1 protein-coding gene is annotated in these 262 nt (G+C 37.4%); it reads right to left on the reverse strand.

Annotated features, from left to right (window positions below; translation table 11 throughout):
* Positions 1–262 (reverse strand): hypothetical protein (locus R0J92_RS23885; protein WP_411053506.1); only part of this gene is annotated, 262 nt, incomplete at both ends.

A 262-nucleotide genomic window follows, 5' to 3' on the forward strand; every position in this document is an offset into this window, starting at 1 on the left:
GGCTTGTATGCGTAACGGGTCACCGAAGTTATTTGTACCTGATCCTCCAAGGTCTCCAGCTTCAGTATAGATAATAATTTTTACAGGCTCCTGCTTAGAAAAAAGAGAGATGAAATTTTGAGTGAATTTGTTTAATCCCTTGACCTCTCCTGTGATGATTTTGTCAATCTCAGCAACAATTTCATTAACTGAGTTTACGGCACTGGTACTAAAGTGCGATCTATCATCGTATATATGAAGTATTTTCTTTTCTGGTTCATAG

It is taken from the genome of Tritonibacter sp. SIMBA_163 (assembly GCF_046535935.1).
Lineage (GTDB): Bacteria > Pseudomonadota > Alphaproteobacteria > Rhodobacterales > Rhodobacteraceae > Epibacterium > Epibacterium scottomollicae.